Origin of the sequence: Saliniramus fredricksonii (assembly GCF_900094735.1) — a bacterium.
In the GTDB taxonomy this organism is placed as follows: domain Bacteria; phylum Pseudomonadota; class Alphaproteobacteria; order Rhizobiales; family Beijerinckiaceae; genus Saliniramus; species Saliniramus fredricksonii.
The window spans coordinates 2,061,254-2,077,274 of sequence record NZ_FMBM01000002.1 but is presented as its reverse complement, the minus strand read 5'-3'; the positions used below and the strand labels follow the sequence as shown (position 1 = coordinate 2,077,274).

The following is a 16,021-nucleotide window of genomic DNA, read 5'->3' as shown; positions in this document are numbered from 1 at the left end:
GTGCAGGGCCTCAGTTCGGTGCCGTCTCGTTCTCCGAATCAGTGCTGAGGAAGGCGTCGAGCTGCTCGCCACGCAGGAAGGCAAGGGCGGCGAGAAGCTGCTTGTCTTCCTCCTGATCGGTGGGGACGTAAGCAGAGGAGCCGGCCGCTTCCTCGTCCTCGCCGCTGAGATGCCCGCGCAGACCGGCTTCGCCCTGCGTCTCGTCGCGTCCGCGCAACTCCTCGGGGATCTCCTGTAGGACGACGATATCCGGATCGATGCCGCGCGCCTGGATCGAGCGACCCGACGGGGTATAGTATTTCGCCGTCGTCAGGCGCAGGGCGCCGTTGCCACCCAGCGGAATGATGGTCTGGACCGAGCCCTTGCCGAAGGAACGCGAGCCGATCAAGGTGGCGCGCTCGTGATCCTGCAATGCACCGGCGACGATCTCGGAAGCCGAGGCGGAGCCACCATTGATCAGGACGACCAGCGGCAGACCGTCTGTCAGATCGCCGGACTTGGCCGAGAAGCGCTGTGTCTCTTCCGGGTCACGCCCGCGCGTCGACACGATCTCGCCGCGATCGAGGAAGGCGTCGGAGATCATGATTGCCTGATCCAGCAGGCCGCCGGGATTGTTGCGCATATCGATGACGAAGCCCTGAAGCCGGTCTTCACCGATCTCATCCGTCAATTCCTCGACCGCGCTGCGCAGATTGGCGAAGGTCTGTTCGTTGAAGGAGGTGACACGCAGGTAGCCGATATCATCCTCGACGCGGGCACGGACCGGGCGCACGCGGATGATGTCGCGCGTGATGGTGACCTCGATCGTGTCGGCGGCATTGCCGCGCTGGATGCGCAGGGTGACGTCCGAGTCGACCGGGCCGCGCATCAGCTCGACGGCCTGGCTCAGCGTCATGCCCTGAACCTGCTCGCCGTCGATATGCGTGATCAGATCGTTGGCCATGACCCCGGCATCGAAGGCCGGTGTGTCGTCGATCGGAGCGACGACCTTGACGAGCCCGTCCTCCATCGTGACTTCGATGCCCAATCCGCCGAACTCACCGCGCGTCTGCACCTGCATGTCGCGGAAGGAACGCGGATCCATGTAGCTGGAATGAGGGTCGAGCGAGGTGAGCATGCCGTTGATCGCGGCCTCGACCAGATCGGCCTCTTCCGGCTCTTCGACGTAATCCTGGCGCACGCGCTCGAAGACGTCGCCGAACAGGCTCAGCTGGCGGTATGTTTCGGCAGAGGCGGCGACGGCCGTGGTCGATGTGAGCACATGTGTCTGCGACACCAGCGTCGCCATGCTGGCGCCGACCAGCGCGCCGATCATCAGTATTGGAAGCTTGCGCATTATCCGCGAACCTTTTCGCTTGGCGTAACGTGACGCGATTCCTGTATCGTATCCTGCCACCAGGGTGCGGGATCGATCGCCCCGCCATCCTTGCGGAATTCAACATAGAGCACCGGACCCTCCGCGTCGACGAGTCCCATGGCCGGAGAGACCGAAGCGCGCGCCCCCATCATGGCGACCGGCTCCCCTGCGAGAACGAATTGCCCGACATCGACGGTGACATTCTCCATGCCCGACATCATCACATAGTAGTCATCGCCGGCATTGATGATCAAGAGACGCTCAAAGGAACGGTAGGCCCCCGCAAATGCGATCCAGCCATCCGCCGGAGCCGTGACGATCTCACCGGAGCGTGTCGAAATCACGACGCCCTGCATGCGCCCGCCGATATCATCAGGCTCGCCGAAACGCCGTGTGAGCGAGCCGGAAACCGGCAACGGCAGACGCCCGCGGGCCTGTGCGAAGGGGATCTGTGGTGAAAGCCTGGCGGGATCGAGGTTTGCGGCCTCGGCGAAACGCGCCTGGGTTTCTGCGCGCAGGCGCGCATCCGCAGCCCGGGCGGCTTCCGCAGCCGCACGGGCTGCGGCGATCTGCTCTTCCATTCCCGTGATCAATTCTTCGAGATTGCCTGCCTCGGCCGCCAGGGCCGCCGCTCTTTCGCTCTGTTCGAGAAAATCGCCTTGCGCGGCACGCAGCCGCTCCTGACGCGCTTCGATCAGCGCGGAGAGGCGGCGGCGCTCGCTGTCGAGCTGGGCGAGTTCGACGGCGAGCGCCTCGCGATCCTGCGCGATCATGCGCCGCAGATCGACCAGTTCCTGCAGGTCGGCGGCGAGGGCGCGCGTCTCTGCCCGCAATTCCGGGACCACGGCGCCGAGCAGCATCGAGGTGCGCACCGCCGCGAGGATATCCTCCGGGCGAACCAGCACCGCCGGAGGCGGGCGCCGGCCCATCCGCTGGAGTGCGGCAAGAACCTCGATGATCACGTCGCGCCGCGCCTCCAGCGAGCGCCGGATCGCGGCTTCCGAAGCGATCAGTGATTCGAGTCGCTCGGTGAGCGCTTCCGAGCGCGCCTCGTTGTCGCGGATGCGCGTGGTTGCCTCGATCAGCGCCTCGGCCAGCGCCGCGCGATCCTCCTGGAGCGCGGCGATTTCCTCGGCCAGTTCCTGCTCCGCCTGTGCGGCGCGCTCCAGATCGCGGCGCACCTCTTCCAGCTCGCGGGCGCGCAGATCGCGGGCTGCCTCACCGGGCGCCATCACCGGCTCCGAGGCCTCGTCTTCCTGCGCGAGGGCTGGGGTCGAGAGCGGTAGCACAGGAGAGGATACGGCGCCGGCGAACAGCGCGAGAACCAGCAGGGATATCGCAGTGAGGCCGCGCTCGACGCCCCACGCGCGAGGGCCGCCGGGCGCGCCGGCATCAGGGCGTCGGATGGTCCTTGCTTCGCCTTGCCCATGCATGCGCATGTCCTGCCTCCAGCCATGCCGGAATCGTGCTTTCAATCGCCGTGACCGGTGCGATGATAAGGATGTCCGCCCATGATGGTTAACGCACGGTAAATCTGCTCGGTCACCAGCACCCGCACCAATTGATGCGGCAGGGTCAGCCGTCCGAAGGACAAGATCAATCCCGCTTCCTGCGCGAGCGACGGATCGAGCCCGTCCGGGCCGCCGATGACGAAAGCCGCCGCCGCGATCCCGTCATCGCGCCAGGAGCCGAGCTGTTCCGCGAATGCCGCGCTCGATACGGATTTGCCGCGTTCGTCGAACAGGATCAACCGTCTGTTCCCGCCGTTGCCGGAACCGTTGCCCGTGCTGCGGCCGAGCTGATTTCGGATGGCCATCGCTTCTTCGCTGCGCCGGTCATCCTCCCGCCGCGCGCGTGATTCGGGGATCTCGATCATCTCCGGCCCGCTCAGGCCGAGCGGGCGGGCACTCGCGGTGATGCGGGTGCTGTAACGCGCGACCAGTTCGCGCTCGGGGCCTGCCTTGAGACGCCCGATGGCGAGTAGCGTCAGCTTCACCCGTTCTCTCCACGCGCTTGCGCTCGATACGTCGCGCGCACTCGCAAGAGCTGGCGCCGCGCCACGCCCTCGCACCGCGCCACGCCCTCGCAACGCGTTTCGGCGCCGCGCTGCCCGAGCGCGCACAAGATCTGCGGCTCAGCCGCCCGTCGCTTCCGTCGGACGGTCCGCGCCCCACATCTTTTCAAGATTGTAGAAGCCGCGGACTTCCGGGCGGAAGACATGGACGATCACATCGCCGGTATCGATCAGCACCCAGTCACAGGCCGGCAAACCCTCGACACGGGCGGTCCCGTAGCCATGATCCTTGAGATCCCTGATCAGCCGGTCTGCGATCGCGCCGACATGCCGGTCGGAGCGGCCCGTGGCGACGATCATCGCATCGGCGATGGAGGTCTTGCCGGCGAGATCGATCTCGACGAGATCCTCCGCCTTCATGTCCTCAAGGCCCGAGCGGACCAGCGGGAGCAATCCTTCCAGATCGGGAGCGGTTGCGCCGTTCTTCGGGGCGGTGGTGGAAGCTTGCGCTTCATGATCGGACACTGCAGTCAGCGCCATACCCTTTCCTTCTTCGCGGCAACGGGAATCGCTGCCTTCTTGTGCAGGATGCGCGTCTTTGTGGCTAAATTCAATGCGGGTCGACGCGGATAAACACGAAAAGCCCCGCCGGCATGCGCCGGCAGGGCGTGCTTCCTGTATGGGCCGATCCGGGGCGGGAAGCGCCGACGGCGCCTCAGTCGTCCGCCTTGACCGTCAGGACCTGACGACCGCGATACATGCCGGTCTTCAGATCGACATGATGCGGACGGCGCAGTTCGCCGGAATCCTTGTCCTCGACATAGGTCGGCTTCTTGAGCGCATCGGCGGCACGGCGCATGCCGCGCTTGGATGGCGTGGTTTTTCTCTTCGGAACAGCCATTTCACTTCTCCGGTCACTGGACGCGCCTGCCTGCCATCAGTCACGACAGGTATGCGCGCATTCATGCGTGGTGGCTTGCCCTGTGGCTTTCGCGAACCGCCGCGCCGGCATTCGCTCCAGGCACAAACTCAAACGCCCACATGTCAAAAACAATCGGGGCGCCGCAGGCCGCAGCGCCCTGATCGATCCGATTTCGAGGCGGCTTATACGCGCTCGCGTGCCCTATGGCTAGTCCTGTTAGCCGTGCCGGCGCGAAAATTCCGTAATTCCCGCGCCCGGTCTCGCCGCCTTACTCGCCGGGCTTGTGCAGATCGTTGGCGAAGAAGAAGCCCCACACGAAATCCGTCTGCAGCGCTTGCAGAGCCGGCGGCTGCTGGCTGGAGATGAACCAGTTCGGATCCGGCGTGCCGAGCGAGCCCTCGCCATAGCCGATCGTATCGACGGTATTGTCGAACACGCCCAGCACGCTCGGCTTGCCGTCGGGCCCGACATGGGCGCGGGCATGGCAGGTCATGCAGGATGAGGACATCATGAAGCCGCCTTCGGTGACCGAGTTGCCCAGAAGGATGCGATGGCCGGTCGATTGCACGAAATCGACCTGGCTGCCCTTGAGGCGATAGCTGCGCCAGGCGCGATCCGATGCGCTCGGCATGGTGGGATCACGCGCCTCGGTGGTGCCGATGTCGAGCCCGTCGAGCACGCCCTTCAAGCCCGCGCTGATCGGCCCGGAGGCGTAGGTTCCGCCCGGATCGAAAATCGGTGATGCGATCGGCAGATCATCGCTCATCACATGCGGGCGGGTGAAATTGTCGGCGGCGCCCTCGGGCACGTCGTCCGGCGAGGCGAAGCCGTAGGAATCGTTGCAGCCGGTATAGTCGCAGCGCCCCGGATTGTTGATGTGCTCGAAGGTCAGCCAGACCCAGTTGGGGATGTCCTTCGAGGAAACGTGAAACGACACGAGCCAGTGCTCGCCGGGCTCGAAGATCTGGGCATTGTTGTCGGTGACCGCTGATTCCACCTCCATCTTGATGAATGGGTGATCGGGATCATTGCGGATGCCCAGCACTTCCGCCCGCTCGGCGCTGATCCAGTTGCTCTTGATCATCACCGCATCGACCGGGAAATCGATCCGCGCGCTCGCACCACCCGCATTGGCGCTATGGAACGGCGCATCCTGGCGCATCACCCGGGCATTCTCGGCAAACACCTTCGCCAGACCGTCGGCATTGTAGAGGTCCTGCTCGAAGACGTAGTCGAACATCGGCTTGTTGCGGAAGACGAATTCCGCCATGGATTGCCGGATGACGCGACCCGGATCGATCGCATCGATCTGCTGCGGCGTGACCCGGCGCAGATCGTCCTCGAATTGCGTGACATGCGCCTTCGACAAGGGCTGCGCGCGCGGCAGGGGTGGTGTGGTGCCGGCGGCGCGGTGGTCACCGGGGAAGTAAGGGCAATGCAGGGCCGGGTTCTCGGCGTCGTCATAGCCCGGATTCTCCAGCGAATCCGGTGTGCAGCAGGTGGTGACGTCATCGCCCGGCTGGCACATCGCATAAGGCTCGCCGGGCCAGGTCTGCTGGTCGGCAGCCCAGTTCTTCCAGAATTCCTGCGAAACCACCTCGGTGAACAGTTTCCACGAGAACATGTCCGGGCAGGTCATGGACGGATTACCGATGGCTGGATCAATGACGATCGTGCCATCGACGATGCTCATCGCGCAATCGGCCGCATCACGCACGTCGGCATTGAAATACATCGCGAAATCGATGCTGCCAGGGGCCGTCTGATCGTCTGCGGCGAAGCCGCCGGCCGGCGCGAGGCCGATCAGCAGCGCCGAGGCTGCAATAGTCTTTTTCGTCATGGAAAGCGTCTCCGGGGCAGGCGTGATGGAGATTCGCCCGGCCAGCCGCAGCCGGTGCGAATCAGGGATGCGTCACTGTAACGCAGGATTGCTTAATCCGGAACGCTCATGCTCGTTTAAATTGTATATAATCAGGCGGCGTCGGCGACGACCTGGTTGCGACCCTGATCCTTGGCGCGGTAGAGCGCGAGATCGGCCCGCTTGAGCATGTCTTGCGGGGAGGTGTCGCCGGGCTGGCGCGAGGCGACGCCGATCGAGACCGTCACGGGAACGCGCCGGGTTTCGCTATGAATGGCGAAGGTCTCGCCTTCCACATGGGCGCGGATGCGTTCCGCCACGATGCGGGCGATGTCGAGCCCGGTATCGGGCACGAGCACGACGACCTCCTCACCGCCGAAGCGTGCGACGATGTCGATGCCGCGTGTCTGCGAGCGGATGCGCTTGGCGAATTCGCGCAGCACCTCGTCTCCCGCATCATGACCAAAGGTGTCGTTGATCGGCTTGAACTTGTCGATATCCATGACGAGCACCGACAAATGCTTGCCGCGCCGCAGTGATTCGTCGAAGAGCGCGGTGAACTGGGTGTCGAGATAACGCCGGTTATGCAGGCCGGTGAGGGCATCGGTCACCGCCATTTCCATGGATTCCTGCACGGCCTCGCGCAATTTGTCCGAGAAACGCTTGCGCCGCGTCTGGCTGCGCACGCGTGCCAGCAATTCGTTCCGGTCGACGGGGCGCGTGAGGAAATCGTTCATGCCGATCTCGAGGCCGCGCAGAATGCGTTTCTGGTCGTCGGCTTCGGCCAGCATCAGCACGGCGATGTTGCGGGTGCGCTCCAGCGAGCGCAATTGCGAGCCGACGCGCAGCCCGTCGGCATCGGCGAGGTCGAGGCTGATGATGGCGACGTCGAATTCTTCTTCAGCCGCGCGCGCCAGCGCCTGCGCGGCATCCGTCTCGACGGTGACCTGATGGTATTGCGACAGCGAGCCCGCCAGCCGTTCGTAGGAAGAGGGGCGATCATCGACGAGCAGGATCTTGCCGTCAAGTCCGTTTTCCGCCGTCGCGAGTACCAGCGGATCACCGATCAGCCCGTATTCCCGTGAAGCGAGGGCGCGCGTGCGCAATTCATCGGTCACGGCCTTGAGGCGCACCAGACTGCGTACCCGCGCGAGCAGGGCGGTGTCGTCGACGGGTTTGGTGAGGAAGTCGTCGGCGCCCGCATCGAGCCCCTTCAGCCGGTCGCTCGGCTGGTCGAGGGCGGTCACCATCACCACCGGCAGATGCGCCGTCTGCGGAGAGTTCTTCAGCCGACGGCAGACCTCGAACCCGTCCATTCCCGGCATCATCACGTCGAGCAGCACGATGTCGCAAAGACCCTGTTCGCAGATGGTCAGTGCGTCCGGCCCGTTCATGGCCGTGACCACGTCGAAATATTCCGCCGTCAGCTTGGCTTCCAGCAGCTTGACGTTTGGAAAGATGTCATCGACGACGAGCACTCTGGCGGTCATTTTCTGTCCTTTCAGCCCGCATCCGCATAGGTGCGGACTGTCTCGATGAACTTTGCCACGGAGATCGGCTTGGAGAGATAGGCCTCGCAACCTCCCTCGCGGATGCGTTCCTCATCACCCTTCATGGCGAAGGCGGTGACGGCGACGACGGGGATGGATTTCAGATCCTCGTCCTCCTTGAGCCATTTGGTGACTTCGAGGCCGGAAACTTCGGGCAGCTGGATATCCATCAGGATCAGATCCGGTCGGTGGGCGCGGGCGAGCTCCATCGCCTCGATCCCGCTCGCTGTCTTGAGCGTGGCATAGCCATGGGCCTCCAGCAGATCGTTGAAGAGCTTCATGTTGAGCTCGTTGTCCTCGACGATGAGCACCGTCTTCTGCATGGGTCGATCCCCGTTTGCGCCAGCCGGCCCCCGATAAGCCCGTTGCCGGCATTCTCCCGTTCCGCAAAGCATAGTAAATCGGTACCCATGAACGAATGGCAAACCGAATCGGGATTCTCATGAAACTGCCTTCACCAGACCAGGCCCGCGAAACCGCCATCGCCGTGTTTGCGCGCATCGTCGCCGACGAGGAGCGTCTCGGACGCTTCTTCGATCTGACCGGCTTGCGCCCGGACGGGATCCGTGAGGCCAGCACGACCCCGCAATTCTTCGAAGCCGTTCTCGATCACGTGGTCAATTACGAGCCCCTGCTCGTCGAGATCGCCGCAGAACTCGATATGGATCCGCATGCCATCGTCGCAGCCCATGCCTGCCTCGCGCCGCGACCACCGGAATAGAGGTCGTGCATGCAGGATAGACCGCCGATCGGGGCTTATCTGTGTCGGGATTGTCTTTGGAACGGGCCGGTCCCCGGCGGGTCACGCCCGCGCTGCCCCGCATGCGGTTCGCCGCGCGGGCTCGTCCATGACGAGCGCGACAGTCTCGCCATCGCGCATATCGATTGCGACGCCTTCTTCGCGGCGGTCGAGAAACGCGAGAACCCGGAACTCGCGGACCGGCCGGTGATCATCGGCGGCGGGCGGCGCGGGGTGGTTTCCACCGCCTGCTATGTGGCGCGCATCTATGGGGTGCGCTCGGCCATGCCGATGTTCAAGGCGCTCGAAGCCTGTCCGGATGCCGTGGTGATCCGTCCGCGCATGGCGCTCTATGCGCAGGTCGGCCGGCAGGTGCGCGATATGATGCGCGCGCTGACCCCGCTGGTCGAGCCGCTCTCCATCGACGAGGCCTTTCTCGATCTCGGCGGCACAGAGCGCCTGCACGGGGCGAGCCCGGCCCTGACCCTGGCGCGGTTTGCCAAAAGCGTCGAGGAGGAGATCGGCATCAGCGTCTCGGTCGGGTTGTCCTACAACAAGTTTCTCGCCAAGATCGCCTCGGATCGCGACAAGCCGCGCGGTTTCTCGATCATCGGGCGCGCCGAGGCGAAGGCGTTTCTCGCCGGAGAGCCGGTGGGTATCCTGCCGGGTGTGGGCAGGGTGGCGCAGGAACGGCTCGCCCGCGCCGGCATCCGCCGCATCGGTGACATCGCGGCCCGCTCACTGCCCGATCTGATGCGCATCGCCGGCAATGACGCGCAACGCCTTGCAAGGCTCGCCACGGGCGAGGATGCCCGCCGCGTCGAGCCCGAACGCGCGGCCAAGAGTATCTCGAGCGAAACCACCTTCGATGCGGATATCGCGGGGCTGGATGCGCTCGAGCCGATCCTCTGGGAATTGGCCGAGAAGGTCGCCACGCGGCTGCGCGCGGGCAGCATTGCCGGGCGCACTGTGGTGCTCAAGCTGAAGACGCGTGATTTCCGCAACCGCACCCGGACCGTCTCCGGGCTGGCACCGACCCAGCTCGCGACGCGCCTCTATGCCGCGGCGCGGCAGATGCTCGCCGCCGAATGCGACGGCACCGCCTTCCGGCTGATCGGTATCGGCGCCGCCGATCTCGTCGACGGCGCGCTCGCCGATCAGGGCGATCTCGCCGATCGCGAGGTGGTGCGCGAAAAAAGCCGCGAGACGGCCATCGCCGCCCTGCGCGAGCGCTTCGGCGACAGCATCGTCAAACGCGGCCTGAGCCTGCGCAACGCCCCGCCGGCGAGCGGGGGGCGCAAGCGCGACGATGGTAATGACGGGTAACTCCCTGGCGAAGCGCATGTCGCCCGGATGATCTCCCCGCAGCGTGATCGTAATCGTGATCCGGCCCGGACAAATCTGCAAACCGCATGCGGCGCCGGAGGGGTCAACCCCGAGCCAGCGCCTCCGCCGCACGCTTGAAGACGCGGGCGCCGCAGAGCATGTCGTCGATCTCCATCGCCTCGTGCGGGTTGTGGGAGCCATTCTGGTTGCGCACAAAGAGCATGCCGGAGGGCACCCCCGCCTGCGAAAACACGGCGGCGTCGTGGCCGGCGCCGCTCGGCACCGTCTCCGCCGGAAGCTCCTGCGCCTCGCAGGCGGCGAGGAGGGCGGCGAGCACATCCTTGTCGAGGAAGGCCTCGCTTGTATGGACCGGCTCGTCGAAGACGAAGCGCACGCCGCGTTCGCGGGCGACGATCTCGCATTCGGAATGAACCAGCGCCTCGATCGCGCGCAGGGTCGTGGCCTGCTGGCTGCGCGCCTCGAAGCTGAAGCTCGTCTCGGCCGGGATGCGCGTCATCGCGTCATTGGCGGCATTGGTATGGAGGACGCCCGTGGTCATGACGAGATCGCCGCCATGCAGCTGGATCGTCTGCCAGTGCTCGTCGAGGCGCATCAGCAGATCGGCGGTCGCGACCACCGCATCCTTGCGCAGGTAGCGCGGCACCGCGCCGGAATGGCCCGCTTCGCCGATACAGCGCACGTTGCGATGGCGGATATTGCCGCGAATGCCCGTCACCGCCGCGATTGGCCAGTTGCGGTCGATCAGCAGCGGGCCCTGCTCGATATGCAGCTCCAGAAAGAAAGCGAGCTGATCTGCCGCGATCAGCGGCTCGCCGGCGGCGACGCGTTCCATATCGACACCGCAGGCAGCCATCGCATCGCGCAGGATGCGCCCGTCGCGGTTGTCGCGCGCATCGAGAGCCTTTTCGTCGAGCAGGCCGAACAGCGCCTTCGAGCCCATATAGGGCAGCCCGAAACAGGCGCTCTCCTCGCCGCGCAGGGCGATGACGCGCACGGGAAATGCCGTGTCGACGCCCTCGCGTTCCATCGCGATCAGGGCCAGCATGGCGGTGACCACACCGGCGAGGCCGTCGTAGTTGCCGCCCTGGGGCACCGAATCCACATGCGAGCCGATCAGCCCGCAGCGCGTATCGGCTGCGGAATCGCCAGGGCGCGCCATGATCAGACTGGCCCCCGCATCGCGCCAGGTGACGAGCCCCTGGGCGCGGGCTACCTCGTCGAGATAATCGAGCACGAGGCTCTCCACCGGCGACCAGGCCGGGCGGGTGACGCCTTCCGCATCGGGCGAGAGTTCGCGGGCGCGGGTGAAGATCGCCTCGGCCAGCGCGCGGCCTTCGCCGCCGATGAAATCGCTGTCGGGCGCGGTTGTCGCCGGCCCGATATCGGACATGGCCCGGCTCATGCCACGCCCTCCCAGTTGATTGCCCCCGCTTGGCCGGATTTCGGCTTTTCCGTGCCCATATCCGCCCCCCAGTTGCGCGCCCCTTCATCGCCGGCTTCCGCGAGATCGCCCACGATGTCCGACACGCGCGCCACGCCGTTCTGTGCGCACCAGGCTTCGATGCCGGCGATCACGTCGAGCATGGCGGATGGGTGGATGAAGGTGGCGGTGCCGACCTGTACGGCGCTGCAACCCGCGAGCATGTATTCGATCGCGTCCTCGGCACTCATGATGCCGCCGCAGCCGATCACCGGGATCGTGACTGAGCGGGCGCATTGATAGGCCATGCGCAGGATGATCGGCTTCACCGCCGGGCCCGAGAGCCCGCCCATCACCTTGCCGAGCGAGGGTTTGCGGCTGGTGATGTCGATGCTCATGGCGAGAATCGTGTTGGCGACGACGAGCGCATCCGCGCCGCCGGCCTCGGCGGCCTGCGCCACTTCCTGGATCTCGCCGGCATTGGGCGTGAGCTTGGCCCAGAGCGGCAGATCGCTGGCTGCGCGCAGCTTGCGCATGACCGCGAGGGTCGGCTCCGGGCGCATGGCGAAGGCGCGCCCGTCATCCTCGATATTGGGGCAGGAAATGTTGACCTCGATGGCGCTGATGCCGGGCACGCTGACCATTTCGCAGAGTCTTGCGAATTCATCGGGCGTATTGGCCGAGATCGAGGCGACGAACGGCGCCTTGAAGGCGCTGTAGAGCGGCACGGTCTCGGCCAGGAAATGCTCCGGCCCCTTGCAGGGAATGCCGATCGAATTGAGCATGCCGCCGGGCACCTCCGCCACGCGCGGCGTCGGATTGCCGATGCGCTTGTCAGCGGTCACCGTCTTGATGACGAGTGCGCCGAGGCGATCGACATCGAAGACCTGCGCCAGCTCATGGGCGAAGGTGCCGGAAGCCGGCATGACCGGGTTGGCGAGCCGCAGCCTGCCGATATCGACGGAGAGATCTACCATCCCAGAGCCTCCTCCAGCGCAAAGACCGGACCCTCGCAGCAAACCCTCCGATGCACGGTCGCATCCCCCTCGCGGAAGGCGCGCACGCAGCAGAAACACATGCCGAGCCCGCAGGCCATCTGCTGCTCCATGGCGACCTCGCCGAATAATGCATGGCGCGCGGCATGCGCCTGTGCGAGTTTGAGCAGACGGTTCGATCCACACGTATAGAGCGCGCCCATACGGCCCTTCGCGTGCAGATCGTCGAGCAGGGCCGCGACATGGCCGGTATCGGAATTGCCTTGCGCGTCCGTGACGGCGATCGCCTCGGCCCCGGCTGCACGGGTTTCTTCCAGCGACATCAGGAGAGCGGGGCTGCGCGCGCTCAGGATCGCGGTGACGGCGTGGCCCGCGCTGCGGGCGAGGCCCACCAGCGGGGCGAGGGTGGCGAGGCCGACACCCCGGGCGAGGATCACGATCGGGGTCTTGTGCCCGGTCGCGGTGTCGGGGGGCAGCGAGAAGCCGATGCCGAGCGGGCCGAGCATGTCGAGCCGCTCACCGATTCCGAGCTTCGCGAGCGCCTTCGTGCCGGTGCCCGTAACCTTGTAGAGGAAGGAGATCCGTCCGCCCTCGGCGTCGATCGCATAGATGCTCATCGGGCGGCGAAAGAAGGGTTTGAGCACATCGTCCTGCGGGCAGAGCAGGTGGAAGAACTGGCCCGCGCGGGCGCGCCGCGCCTGATCGGGGGCGGCGACCTGCATCAGGCGGTATTCCCCGTTGACGGCCTCATGGCGCAGGATTTCCGCCCGTTCTTCCAGAACGGGGAGGGAATCCGGCTGCGGCGGCACGGCGTGCATGGCTTGCATGGTTGTCGATCCTTATCCGAGCAGCAGGCGCGGCAGGAAGGTCGAGAGATCGGGCACGTAGGTGACGACGACGAGCGTGCCGATATTGATCCCGACGAAGGGCCACACCCCTGCGATCACGGCGGAAACCGGTTTGTTCAGGGTCGATGACGCGACGAAGATGTCGAGGCCGAAGGGCGGCGTGATCATGCCGATGCAGATGTTCAGGCAGACGATCAGACCGAAATGGACCGGGTCGATCCCGAAGGCCAGCGCCACCGGATAGAAAGCCGGGACGAGCACCAGCAGTGCGGAATTGGGATCGATGAACATGCCCGCGATCAGGAAGACCAGGTTGACTACGATCAGGAAGACGATCCAGTTCGCCTCGATGGTCTCCATGAAGGAGATCACCAGGCCCGGCACCTGCGCCAGCGTGATGAAATACGAAACCAGGCTGCCCATGGCGAGCAGCACGAAGATCACCGAGGTGGTGATCGCGGCCTGTCCGGCGATGGTATAGACGTCGCGCAGGCTCATCTCGCGATAGACGACGCGCTCCACCAGAATGGCGTAGATCACGCTCACCGCAGCGGCTTCGGTCGGCGTGAAGGTGCCGGAATAGATGCCGCCGAGGATGATCACCGGCAGGCCGAGCGCCCAGATGGCCGCCCTGACGGCGCGCATGCGGTCCGGCCAGGGCATCGGCGCGCTGCCGGTGCGCCCGGAGAGCTTGCCCTCGACCATGACATAGGCGGCGAAGGCCAGCGAAAGAAAGATACCGATCACCAGCCCGCCGGCGAAGAGCCCGGTGATCGAGGTGCCGGTGAGCCAGCCATAGATGATCAGCGTGATCGAGGGCGGGATCAGGAGCGCTGATTCCGCTGACGAGACGATCAGCCCGAGCGAGATCTTCTCACCGTAACCCGCCTTGCGCAGCTCCGGATACATGATCCGCCCCATCGCCGCGACGGTGGCCGGCGCCGAACCCGAGACCGAGCCGAAGGCGGCGGAGCCCGCGATGGTGGAATAGCCCATCCCGCCGGGACGATGGCCGAGAAAGCCCTTCACCATCGTCGTCAGGTGACGCGCGATATGCCCGCGCGCCATGATCTCGGCGGCGAAGAGAAAGAACGGGATGGCGAGCAGGGTCGAATGATTCACCCCGCCAAGGATGCGCTGGCCGATGGCAATATCGGGCAATCGCGTGAAATAGAGCTCCTTGATCAGGAGCCCCGGCACGCCGAGCACCAGCAGCATCTCGAAACCGAGAAACAGCAATACCAGCGCGAAGACGGAAATGAAGGCAACACCCATGTCAGTGTCCTTCCAGCGTCGCGGCATCCGCATCGCGCGCGTTCCAGCGGTCGATCAGGCCGAACAGGCTCAGGGCATAGCGCAGGGCAAGCAGCGCAAAACCGGCGGGCAGGCTGCCATAGAGGATGCCGGCGGAGATGCCGAGCGTCGGGCTGTTCTGCCCGGTCACGGCGACGCGCTGGGCGATGTCGAGGCCGATCCAGGTGATATAGAGACAGAAACCGAGGCCAACGAAATCGATCAGCTTGCGCAGAATCTGGCCGAGACGATCACCAAGCCGGTCGCGGAACACGCTCATGGCAATGTGACGCCCGCGGGCCAGCGCGAGGCCCAGCCCCAGAAACACCATCCAGACCATCATGTAGCGCGTCGCTTCATCGACGAAGGCGACGTTGCGCGACCAGGCGGGGGCGAGCTCGCGCACGGCGATGCCTGTGGCATAGAGCGCCACCATGCACAGCATCAATGCGGCGATCAGGAAGAATTCAAGCTTCTCCAGAGCCTTCAGCGCAGCCGACACGAAACCCTCCACCGCCGGAAAAGAAAAAGCCCGGACGGCGCCGCGAAGACGCCGTCCGGGCCGGATCGCGGCATCACTCGACGATGCGCTCGTATTCGGCCTCATAGACCTCGACGATGGTGTTGGCGACCGCACCGGTCTGCGCGACATAAGCGTCGCGGGCTTGCGGATACATCATCTCGCGCAGCGTGTTGCGCTCTTCATCGGTGATCTCGCGGATATTCATGCCCGCCTCTTCCAGACGCTCACGAGCGGCGGTTTGGGAGGCTTCCTTGATCTCCTCGACCTGCGGGCGGACCTCGTCGAAGGCTTCGACGATGATGGTCTGGTAATCCTCCGGAAGCGAATTCCACCATTCGGGATTGAACATCACGACGTCTTCATTGGCGCCGTGCTCGGAAACGAGCAGGTTGGTCTGGACCTCGTCGTAACGCATCGCCGAAATCGTATCGAGGGCGTTTTCCTGACCATCGACGACGCCGGTCTGCAGCGCGGTGTAGAGCTCGCCGAAGGGAAGGGCGATGGCGGAGGCGCCGACGGCTTCGAACTGCGAGATCAGCACGCGCGAATCCATCACGCGGAATTCCTGACCGGCGAAATCCTCAATGGAATCAAGCGGCTTGTTCGAGGTGAAGCTCTTGCGCCCGTTCGGCCAGATGGCGATGGCGTTGACGCCGATCTCGTCGAAAGTGGCCAGAACGGCCTCACCGAAGGCGCCTGTGCGCAATGCATTCGCCGCTTCGCGATCGGCGGGGTAGATGAAGGGCACGTCGAGAATCGATACGGCCGGGTTGAAGCCCGAGAGGAAGGCCGCCGGCGAGACGGTGCCCTCGATCACGCCGAGCTGCACGCCCTCGTTCATCTCGCGCGCCTGGCCGAGCTGGCCGGCGGGGAACAGTTCGAACACGACATCGCCGTCGGTGCGCTCGCGCACGAGTTCCGCGACGATTTCGAGGCCTTGGTGGCGGGCCTGTTCGGCGCGCTCGAGATGGCCGATGCGGGCCGTGTATTCCTGCGCCGCAGCGCCACCGGCGAGGCCGAGCGTGATGGTCAGAGCCAGCGCACTGACCGCAGTCTTTGAAAGTGTCTTCATGGTGTGATCCCCTCGCATGCTTGTTGCTTACGTAGCGCCATGAAGCCGCGAGGCCTGGGGTGTGTCAAGCGATGATCTCATTT

At 65.2% G+C, this 16,021-nt stretch carries 16 protein-coding genes; 2 read left to right on the top strand and 14 right to left on the bottom strand.

What is annotated here, in order from left to right:
• Positions 1-10: 10 nt before the first annotated feature.
• The 8 genes from GA0071312_RS15965 to GA0071312_RS15930 all read right to left on the bottom strand — a co-directional run bounded on the left by GA0071312_RS15965 (position 11) and on the right by GA0071312_RS15930 (position 8,024).
• Positions 11-1,336: a S41 family peptidase gene (locus GA0071312_RS15965; protein WP_074445770.1), complete on the bottom strand. Its 1,326-nt coding sequence runs from the start codon at positions 1,334-1,336 to the stop codon at positions 11-13.
• On the bottom strand, positions 1,336-2,796 hold the full coding sequence (locus GA0071312_RS15960) for a murein hydrolase activator EnvC family protein (protein ID WP_238947256.1): 1,461 nt from the start codon (positions 2,794-2,796) through the stop codon (positions 1,336-1,338). The genes GA0071312_RS15965 and GA0071312_RS15960 overlap by 1 nt, the downstream gene beginning before the upstream one ends.
• A 32-nt stretch (positions 2,797-2,828) precedes the next feature.
• Entirely contained in the window at positions 2,829-3,353 is a 525-nt protein-coding gene (gene rlmH, locus GA0071312_RS15955; protein ID WP_074445769.1) for a 23S rRNA (pseudouridine(1915)-N(3))-methyltransferase RlmH, read from the bottom strand.
• A 138-nt stretch (positions 3,354-3,491) separates the two neighbouring features.
• Positions 3,492-3,911 carry a ribosome silencing factor gene (gene rsfS / locus GA0071312_RS15950; protein WP_083204623.1) on the bottom strand — a complete coding sequence of 140 codons (420 nt, stop codon included), beginning with the start codon at positions 3,909-3,911 and terminating at the stop codon, positions 3,492-3,494.
• A 175-nt stretch (positions 3,912-4,086) separates the two neighbouring features.
• Entirely contained in the window at positions 4,087-4,272 is a 186-nt protein-coding gene (gene rpmF / locus GA0071312_RS15945; RefSeq protein ID WP_074445768.1) for a 50S ribosomal protein L32, read from the bottom strand.
• A gap of 289 nt (positions 4,273-4,561) precedes the next feature.
• Positions 4,562-6,133 carry a hypothetical protein gene (locus GA0071312_RS15940; RefSeq protein ID WP_074445767.1) on the bottom strand — a complete coding sequence of 524 codons (1,572 nt, stop codon included), beginning with the start codon at positions 6,131-6,133 and terminating at the stop codon, positions 4,562-4,564.
• Between the two features lie 131 nt (positions 6,134-6,264).
• The gene (locus GA0071312_RS15935; protein WP_074445766.1) at positions 6,265-7,641 is read right to left on the bottom strand and encodes a PleD family two-component system response regulator; all 1,377 of its coding nucleotides are present in this window, start codon (positions 7,639-7,641) and stop codon (positions 6,265-6,267) included.
• An 11-nt stretch (positions 7,642-7,652) separates the two neighbouring features.
• Complete coding sequence (locus tag GA0071312_RS15930) at positions 7,653-8,024, bottom strand: response regulator (protein ID WP_074445765.1); 372 nt, start codon at positions 8,022-8,024, stop codon at positions 7,653-7,655.
• Positions 8,025-8,143: 119 nt separating this feature from the next.
• Between GA0071312_RS15930 and GA0071312_RS15925 the strand changes: the two genes are divergently transcribed.
• On the top strand, positions 8,144-8,422 hold the full coding sequence (locus GA0071312_RS15925) for a DUF3572 domain-containing protein (RefSeq protein WP_074445764.1): 279 nt from the start codon (positions 8,144-8,146) through the stop codon (positions 8,420-8,422).
• 9 nt (positions 8,423-8,431) lie between these two features.
• Complete coding sequence (locus GA0071312_RS15920) at positions 8,432-9,766, top strand: DNA polymerase IV (RefSeq protein WP_074445763.1); 1,335 nt, start codon at positions 8,432-8,434, stop codon at positions 9,764-9,766.
• A 103-nt stretch (positions 9,767-9,869) separates the two neighbouring features.
• Here the strand turns inward: GA0071312_RS15920 and GA0071312_RS15915 are convergent, their stop codons facing one another.
• The 6 genes from GA0071312_RS15915 to GA0071312_RS15890 all read right to left on the bottom strand — a co-directional run bounded on the left by GA0071312_RS15915 (position 9,870) and on the right by GA0071312_RS15890 (position 15,938).
• Positions 9,870-11,189 (bottom strand): hydantoinase/carbamoylase family amidase, encoded by a 1,320-nt coding sequence (locus GA0071312_RS15915; protein ID WP_238947255.1) that lies wholly within the window; start codon positions 11,187-11,189, stop codon positions 9,870-9,872.
• On the bottom strand, positions 11,186-12,184 hold the full coding sequence (locus GA0071312_RS15910) for a dihydroorotate dehydrogenase (protein WP_074445762.1): 999 nt from the start codon (positions 12,182-12,184) through the stop codon (positions 11,186-11,188). The genes GA0071312_RS15915 and GA0071312_RS15910 overlap by 4 nt, the downstream gene beginning before the upstream one ends.
• On the bottom strand, positions 12,178-13,029 hold the full coding sequence (locus GA0071312_RS15905; protein WP_074445761.1) for a dihydroorotate dehydrogenase electron transfer subunit: 852 nt from the start codon (positions 13,027-13,029) through the stop codon (positions 12,178-12,180). The genes GA0071312_RS15910 and GA0071312_RS15905 overlap by 7 nt, the downstream gene beginning before the upstream one ends.
• 12 nt (positions 13,030-13,041) lie before the next feature.
• Positions 13,042-14,325, bottom strand: a complete 1,284-nt coding sequence (locus GA0071312_RS15900; RefSeq protein ID WP_074445760.1) for a TRAP transporter large permease — start codon at positions 14,323-14,325, stop codon at positions 13,042-13,044.
• A gap of 1 nt (position 14,326) precedes the next feature.
• Positions 14,327-14,845, bottom strand: a complete 519-nt coding sequence (locus GA0071312_RS15895) for a TRAP transporter small permease (protein WP_165604060.1) — start codon at positions 14,843-14,845, stop codon at positions 14,327-14,329.
• A gap of 73 nt (positions 14,846-14,918) precedes the next feature.
• A complete protein-coding gene (locus GA0071312_RS15890) occupies positions 14,919-15,938 on the bottom strand; it encodes a TRAP transporter substrate-binding protein (RefSeq protein ID WP_074445758.1) in 1,020 nt (339 codons plus the stop codon).
• Positions 15,939-16,021: the final 83 nt, after the last annotated feature.

Excerpts from the sequence above, each read along its gene's own strand:
- GA0071312_RS15965 (WP_074445770.1), bottom strand. The coding sequence starts at position 1,336 with ATGCGCAAGCTTCCAATACTGATGATCGGCGCGCTGGTCGGCGCCAGC.
- rsfS (WP_083204623.1), bottom strand. The coding sequence starts at position 3,911 with ATGGCGCTGACTGCAGTGTCCGATCATGAAGCGCAAGCTTCCACCACC.
- GA0071312_RS15900 (WP_074445760.1), bottom strand. The coding sequence starts at position 14,325 with ATGGGTGTTGCCTTCATTTCCGTCTTCGCGCTGGTATTGCTGTTTCTC.
- GA0071312_RS15920 (WP_074445763.1), top strand. The coding sequence starts at position 8,432 with ATGCAGGATAGACCGCCGATCGGGGCTTATCTGTGTCGGGATTGTCTT.
- GA0071312_RS15925 (WP_074445764.1), top strand. The coding sequence starts at position 8,144 with ATGAAACTGCCTTCACCAGACCAGGCCCGCGAAACCGCCATCGCCGTG.
- GA0071312_RS15890 (WP_074445758.1), bottom strand. The coding sequence starts at position 15,938 with ATGAAGACACTTTCAAAGACTGCGGTCAGTGCGCTGGCTCTGACCATC.
- GA0071312_RS15910 (WP_074445762.1), bottom strand. The coding sequence starts at position 12,184 with ATGGTAGATCTCTCCGTCGATATCGGCAGGCTGCGGCTCGCCAACCCG.
- GA0071312_RS15940 (WP_074445767.1), bottom strand. The coding sequence starts at position 6,133 with ATGACGAAAAAGACTATTGCAGCCTCGGCGCTGCTGATCGGCCTCGCG.
- GA0071312_RS15915 (WP_238947255.1), bottom strand. The coding sequence starts at position 11,189 with ATGAGCCGGGCCATGTCCGATATCGGGCCGGCGACAACCGCGCCCGAC.
- GA0071312_RS15930 (WP_074445765.1), bottom strand. The coding sequence starts at position 8,024 with ATGCAGAAGACGGTGCTCATCGTCGAGGACAACGAGCTCAACATGAAG.
- GA0071312_RS15960 (WP_238947256.1), bottom strand. The coding sequence starts at position 2,796 with ATGCGCATGCATGGGCAAGGCGAAGCAAGGACCATCCGACGCCCTGAT.
- GA0071312_RS15935 (WP_074445766.1), bottom strand. The coding sequence starts at position 7,641 with ATGACCGCCAGAGTGCTCGTCGTCGATGACATCTTTCCAAACGTCAAG.
- rpmF (WP_074445768.1), bottom strand. The coding sequence starts at position 4,272 with ATGGCTGTTCCGAAGAGAAAAACCACGCCATCCAAGCGCGGCATGCGC.
- GA0071312_RS15905 (WP_074445761.1), bottom strand. The coding sequence starts at position 13,029 with ATGCAAGCCATGCACGCCGTGCCGCCGCAGCCGGATTCCCTCCCCGTT.